The sequence below is a fragment of the Methylopila musalis genome (genome assembly GCF_042679725.1).
In the GTDB taxonomy this organism is placed as follows: Bacteria; Pseudomonadota; Alphaproteobacteria; order Rhizobiales; family Methylopilaceae; genus Methylopila; species Methylopila musalis.
Genome location: NZ_JBHTMX010000177.1, coordinates 1 through 5,968, shown reverse-complemented (window position 1 = coordinate 5,968; position 5,968 = coordinate 1). Strand labels below are relative to the sequence as shown.

Below are 5,968 nucleotides of genomic sequence, written 5' to 3'. Positions count from 1 at the left end.
TCGAGGTCGGCCAGCGTCGCGCCCGCCCGCGCCGCCATGGCGAGGCCGGCGCCGCGCGCCTCCTGCGGGTTGGTGGTGACGGCGTAGAGATGGCCGACGCCGCCGGTGGCCAGCACCACCGCCCGGCCGATGACGCGCACCGGCTTCGCCGCCCCCTTGGGCCGCGCCACCACGCCCACCACGAAGCGGCCCTCGGTGACGAGGTCCTCCGCCGTCAGGCCTTCGAGCACGCGGATGGAGGGGGTGCGGCGCACGGCGGCGATGAGCGCGCCCATCACCGCCTTGCCGGCGAGATCGCCGTTCACGCGCACGATGCGGCGCTCGGAATGGGCGGCCTCGCGGGAAAGCTGAAGCCGGCCCTCCAGATCGCGGTCGAACGGCGCGCCGTAGGCGAGCAGGTCCGCGACGCGGTCGGCGGCCTCCGCCGTCATCATGCGCGCCACGTTCTCGTCCACGACGCCGGCGCCGGCGGCGATGGTGTCGAGCGCGTGCGCTTCGGCGCTGTCGCCGAGCCCCACCGCCGCGGCGATGCCGCCCTGCGCCCAGGCGGACGAGGCGCCGTCGCCGAGCGGGGTGGGAGAGAGAATGGTGACGGGCCGGGGGCTGAGCTTCAGGGCGCAGAACAGCCCGGCGAGCCCGCCGCCGACGATGACGATGTCGTCCACGCCGGCCCAGGAGAGGGGCGCGAGGGCGTCGGGATCCACAGGATCAGGCGAGTCGTTCATGGCGTGCGTTTCCGGCAGATGGCGCGGGGGACGGTGTGCGCCTCGCGCTGGTCCGGCCCGTGAGCCGGGATCAACGCGCGTGAAACCCGTGAGGAACGTCCTGGCTTCGTCATGCCCGGGCTCGCCTCGGGCATCCACGACGTGAACGGGCGCAGGCGCTCGGACGCGAGACTTCGTGGACGCCCGGCTTCGCCGGGCATGACGAGGTTAGACGGACAGCGGTTTCGGCTCGTTCAAACGGGCGTGTCCTTGGCCGTCAGATCTTCAGGTTCACCATGCGCTCCACGCTGAGGCGGGCGCGCTCGGCGATCACGGGGTCGACCACGATCTCCTCGCGCATGTGCACGAGGCTCTCGAGGATCTTCGGCAGGGTGATGCGCTTCATGTGCGGGCAGAGGTTGCAGGGCTTCACAAACTCGGTGTCGGGGGCCGAGGTCATGATGTTGTCCGCCATGGAGCATTCGGTGATCAGCACCACCTTCTTCGGCGACTTGAACTTCACGTAGTCCGCGAGTTTCGCGGTCGAGCCGGTGAAGTCCGCCTCCGCGATCACGTCCGGCGGGCATTCCGGATGGGCCAGAATGGTCACGTCCGGGTCCGCCTCGCGATAGGCGCGCAGCTCCTCGGCCGTGAAGCGCTCGTGCACCTCGCAGGCGCCGTTCCAGGTGATGATCTTCACCTTGGTCTGGGTCGCGATCCAGGCCGCGAGATACTGGTCCGGCAGCACCATCACCTCGGGAACGCCGAGCGACTCCACCACCGCGACCGCATTGCCGGAGGTGAGGCAGATGTCGGCCTCCGCCTTCACCTCGGCCGTGGTGTTCACATAGACCGCGACCGGCACGCCCGGGTGCTTGCGGCGCAGCTCGCGTACGTCGGCCGCGGTGATGGAGGTGGCGAGCGAACAGCCGGCCCGCGCGTCCGGGATCAGAACCGTCTTGTCCGGGTTCAGGATCTTGGACGTCTCGGCCATGAAGTGCACGCCGCACTGGACGATCACCTCGGCGTCGGTCTTGGTGGCCTCGCGCGCCAGCTGGAAGCTGTCGCCCACCACGTCGGCCACGCAGTTGTAGATTTCCGGCGTCTGGTAGTTGTGCGCCAGAATGACCGCGTTGCGGACCGCCTTGAGCTCGTTGATGGCCTTCACGTAAGGCGCGAAGAACGGCCACTCCACCGGCGGAATGACGGTTTTGACCCGCTCGTAGAGATGCGCGGTCGCGGCCTCGACCTCGGGCGTCCACTCCAGCGATGGCATGGCGACGGGGGCGAAGCGGCGCGGGCCGGAGGCGGCCACGCGGGGGGCGGTAACTTTCAGGGCGGCGAGCGGGGACATGGCGTCCTCCCAGGGTCAAACCGTACCGATATGCTCATTTCGAGCATAAGTATGATAATGTGCGGGGGACCAAAATAAAAGGCCTGCAGGACATGAAATCGTCACGGGACTGGGTGTCGGGACGAGATAAGTTCGTGATCTTCAGGAAAACGCCGTCGAGTTCAGTCTTTCGTTCAGAAAACGTGAGGCGCCCGACGTAACATATTGGAATAATTGTAATTCATTTCGCGCGAGCAGCGTCGGTTTCGGCTTGATCGGGGGCGCGGAGCGTGGTGTTGGAGGGGCCAGCCGCCTCAGAGGCCCGCACTGTTCCGCGCCCGTAGAAGAGTTTCGCCATGCCGTTCCGCCGCGCCGTCATCGCCGTTCTCATCGCGTCCGCCCTGCCGTCGCTCGCCGTCGCCCAGCAGCAGCCGACCGCGGACCAGATGAAGGCCGCCACCGACCGGCTGCGCCAGCAGGGGCAGACGCCCGCCGCGACGCCGCCCGCGCCCGCGGACGCCGCCAAGGCCCAGGCGCCCCAGCAGCCGCCGGAGACGCTGCCGAACGGCGCCGCCGCCATCAACGAGACCTATGGCGACTGGACCGTGGACTGCCGCATCGGCGAGGGGCGCAAGAGCTGCCTCCTGTCCCAGGCGCAGGGCGATCGCCAGAGCGGGCGCCGCCTGTTCGCGATCGAGCTGCGCGCGCCGAAGGACGGCAAGGTGGAGGGCGCGGTGCTGATGCCCTTCGGCCTGAAGCTCGATTCCGGCGCGGTGCTCACGCTCGACGACAAGGATTTCGGCTCCGGCCTGCGCTTCTCCACCTGCGTGCCGGCGGGCTGCCTGCTGCCGATCTCGCTGCCGGCGACCGCCACCGCGTCGCTGAAGAGCGGCAAGCAGCTCACCGTGGGCTCGCTCAACCTCGGCGACGGCCAGCTCGTCAGCTTCAACGTCTCGCTGGACGGCTTCAACGCCGCGCTCGACCGGCTGACGGCGCTGGCGGCCAGCAAGTAAGACGGCGGCGTCGGCGCCGGGCTCGCCGCCCGGCGCGTCCATGACCTGAAGTCAGGCGAGGGCGGTGGCGCCCGCCGCCTCGCGCAGCAGTTCGGGCGCTTCCAGCGTGGCGCGCCGGCGCACCTCCGCCCGGCCAAGATCGCCGAAGCGGCGCTCCCGGTGCAGCGTCGGACGCCCGGCGCGGGCGGCGGCGAAATGCACCAGCCCCACCGGCTTCTCATCCGAACCGCCGCCGGGACCGGCGACGCCGGTGATCGCGACCGCAAGCCCGGCGCCCGCGCGGGCGAGGGCGCCTTCCGCCATGGCGCGGGCGGTCGGCTCGCTCACCTCTCCATAAGCGATGAGCGTCGCCTTGGGCACGCCGAGCAGGGCGATCTTGGCGGCGTTCGAATAGGTGACGAAGCCGCGATCCACCACGTCGGACGCGCCCGGTACCTCCGTCAGCGCCGCCGCCACCAGCCCGCCGGTGCAGGATTCGGCGGTGGTTGCGGTCAGGCCCGCGGCGCGGGCGAGATTCAGAACCTCTTCGGCGAGGGCGTAGGCGTCGGCGCTCATGCGAGCTCCTCCGTCAGCGGCAGGCGGATGGTGGCGGACGCCATGGCGGCGAGGCCCTCGCGGCGGCCGGCGAAGCCAAGCTTTTCGGTGGTGGTGGCCTTCACGCCGACCCGGCCGACCGCCACGCCGCAGATCTCCGCGATCCGCGCCCGCATGGCCTCCCGGTGCGGACCGACCTTGGGCGCCTCGCCGATCACGGTCACGTCCAGATGGGCGATCACGCCGCCCCGCGCCCGCACGCGGGCCACGGCGTCGGCCATGAAGCGGGCCGAATCCGCGCCCTTCCACGCCGGATCGGAGGGCGGGAAATGAGCGCCGATGTCGCCGTCGCCGAGCGCGCCTAGCACCGCGTCGGTCAGGGCGTGCAGCACCACATCCGCATCCGAATGGCCGCTGAGGCCGAAACCGTGGGGCACCGCGACGCCGCCGATGACCACATGGTCGCCGGGGCCGAAGGCGTGCACGTCGAAGCCGGTCCCCACCCGCACGTCGCCGAGCGTCAGCAGCGCCTCCACCGCCTCGCGCCGGGCGAACACCTCGAACTGCTCGGGCGTGGTCAGCTTCACGTTCTCGATCTCCCCTTCGAACACCACGACCCGCTCGCCGGCCCAGCCATAGAGCGCGCCGTCGTCGGTGAAGTCCTCGCGGCCAGCGGCGAGCGCCTGCCCGTGCGCCGCCCGGAGGCGGGCGTAATCGAACCCTTGCGGGGTCTGGAGCGCGCGGCAGCGCGCCCGGTCGAGCGTCCCGCCGCGCCCGCCGCCGCGGTCCACCTCGCAGATGGTGTCCACCACCGCCACGCCCGGAACCGCGCCGCCATTGGCGAAGGCGGAGGCGATGGCGCGGTCCACCAGCGCGGGCGTCGCGAAGGGGCGGGCGGCGTCGTGCACCAGCACGATGTCGACGGCGTCGGCGGCGAGCGCCTCGAGCCCGGCGCGCACCGAGGCCTGACGGCTGTCGCCGCCCGCGACCGGGGCCTTGAGCCGGTCCGAGCCCGCGAAGGGCGCTGCGGCGGATTCGTACAGGTCGGCGTGGTCCGCCCCGATCACGGTCACCACCTGCGACACCGACGGATGGTTCAGGAACAGCTCGAGCGAGGCGGCGAGGATCGGCCGGCCGTCCAGCAGGCGGTACTGCTTGGGCGCGCCCGCGCCGGCCCGCGATCCCGACCCGCCGGCGCAGATCACCGCCGCCACGCGGGGGCCGTCATGCTGTGAAACACCCATACGTCGCATCCATTTCGAGGCCGCCGGCGCGCGGCGTGGTCCCGCGGGTTTTAGCCGAAGCGGAGCGCGTCTGTCCCGATCCGCGCGCCGCCCATGTTTTGCGCGTTGTGTCGGGACGGAAACTGTCTAATATGTGGGCAAATGACGTTCAGGCTAATTTATGAGCATTCATAACCCGTCCAAACCGTTGCATCCGTTCGCGATTGGGAACGTCGCGGTCGCGAATCCCGTGCTGCTCGCTCCCATGTCCGGCGTGACCGACGTGGTGTTCCGCCGAATCGCGGCCCGGCTCGGCGCGGGGCTGGTGGTGTCCGAGATGGTGGCGTCGCGCGAGCTCGCCACCGCCGACGACGAGGCGCGGCTGCGGGCCGAGGGCTCGGGCCTGCATCTGCACGTGGTCCAGCTCGCGGGCCGCGATCCGGCCTGGATGGCGGAGGCGGCGAAGGTCGCGGTCGGGGCGGGGGCCGCGATCGTGGACATCAACATGGGCTGCCCCGCCAAGAAGGTGGTCGGCGGCCATGGCGGCTCGGCGCTCCTGAAGGATCTCGATCTCGCGGTGCGGCTGATCGCGGCCACCGTCGCGGCCGTGGAGGCGCCCGTCACCGTGAAGATGCGGCTCGGCTGGGATGAAACGTCCATCGTCGCGCCGGAGCTTGCGGCGCGGGCGGAAGGCGAGGGCGCCCGCATGGTCACGGTGCACGGCCGCACCCGCGCCCAGCTTTACAACGGCCATGCGGACTGGTCCGCCATCCGTGCGGTCAAGGAGCGGGTGTCGATCCCGGTGGTGGCGAACGGCGACCTCACCCGCGCCGAAGACGCGCCCGCCATGCTCGCCGCCTCCGGCGCGGACGCGGTGATGATCGGCCGGGGCGCGCAGGGGCGCGCCTGGTTTCCGGGCGAGGTGGCGGACCGGCTCGCCGGCGGCGAGCGCCGCGTCCCGCCCTCGCTTGCGGCGCAGAAGGCGCTCGCGCTCGAACATTACGAAGGATTGCTCACGCTGTACGGACATGAGACCGGCGTCCGCCACGCCCGCAAGCATCTCGGCTGGTATCTGGACGCGGCCGCCGACAGCGTCGGCCGGCCCGCGCCGCAGGAGGCCAAGGTCGCCGCGCTGACCGCGCCGGACGCAGGCGCCGCCCG

6 protein-coding genes are annotated in these 5,968 nt (G+C 71.4%); 2 read left to right on the top strand and 4 right to left on the bottom strand.

The window, feature by feature from the left end; genetic code table 11:
• The coding region (locus ACFQ4O_RS14295) for an FAD-dependent oxidoreductase (protein WP_378776484.1) at positions 1-725 on the bottom strand (725 nt) is incomplete at its 3' end.
• A gap of 256 nt (positions 726-981) precedes the next feature.
• A complete protein-coding gene (nadA, locus tag ACFQ4O_RS14290) occupies positions 982-2,058 on the bottom strand; it encodes a quinolinate synthase NadA (RefSeq protein WP_378776482.1) in 1,077 nt (358 codons plus the stop codon).
• A 335-nt stretch (positions 2,059-2,393) separates the two neighbouring features.
• Between nadA and ACFQ4O_RS14285 the strand changes: the two genes are divergently transcribed.
• Positions 2,394-3,050 carry an invasion associated locus B family protein gene (locus ACFQ4O_RS14285; protein WP_378776480.1) on the top strand — a complete coding sequence of 219 codons (657 nt, stop codon included), beginning with the start codon at positions 2,394-2,396 and terminating at the stop codon, positions 3,048-3,050.
• Positions 3,051-3,101: 51 nt separating this feature from the next.
• Here the strand turns inward: ACFQ4O_RS14285 and ACFQ4O_RS14280 are convergent, their stop codons facing one another.
• Positions 3,102-3,605 (bottom strand): CinA family protein, encoded by a 504-nt coding sequence (locus ACFQ4O_RS14280; RefSeq protein WP_378776478.1) that lies wholly within the window; start codon positions 3,603-3,605, stop codon positions 3,102-3,104.
• Positions 3,602-4,828 (bottom strand): bifunctional 2-C-methyl-D-erythritol 4-phosphate cytidylyltransferase/2-C-methyl-D-erythritol 2,4-cyclodiphosphate synthase, encoded by a 1,227-nt coding sequence (locus tag ACFQ4O_RS14275; protein ID WP_378776476.1) that lies wholly within the window; start codon positions 4,826-4,828, stop codon positions 3,602-3,604. Before ACFQ4O_RS14275 ends, ACFQ4O_RS14280 begins: the two co-directional genes overlap by 4 nt.
• Positions 4,829-4,988: 160 nt before the next feature.
• Between ACFQ4O_RS14275 and dusB the strand changes: the two genes are divergently transcribed.
• On the top strand, positions 4,989-5,968 hold a 980-nt coding region (gene dusB, locus ACFQ4O_RS14270), incomplete at its 3' end, for a tRNA dihydrouridine synthase DusB (RefSeq protein ID WP_378776475.1).

Excerpts from the sequence above, each read along its gene's own strand:
- nadA (WP_378776482.1), bottom strand. The coding sequence starts at position 2,058 with ATGTCCCCGCTCGCCGCCCTGAAAGTTACCGCCCCCCGCGTGGCCGCC.
- ACFQ4O_RS14285 (WP_378776480.1), top strand. The coding sequence starts at position 2,394 with ATGCCGTTCCGCCGCGCCGTCATCGCCGTTCTCATCGCGTCCGCCCTG.
- ACFQ4O_RS14280 (WP_378776478.1), bottom strand. The coding sequence starts at position 3,605 with ATGAGCGCCGACGCCTACGCCCTCGCCGAAGAGGTTCTGAATCTCGCC.
- ACFQ4O_RS14275 (WP_378776476.1), bottom strand. The coding sequence starts at position 4,828 with ATGGGTGTTTCACAGCATGACGGCCCCCGCGTGGCGGCGGTGATCTGC.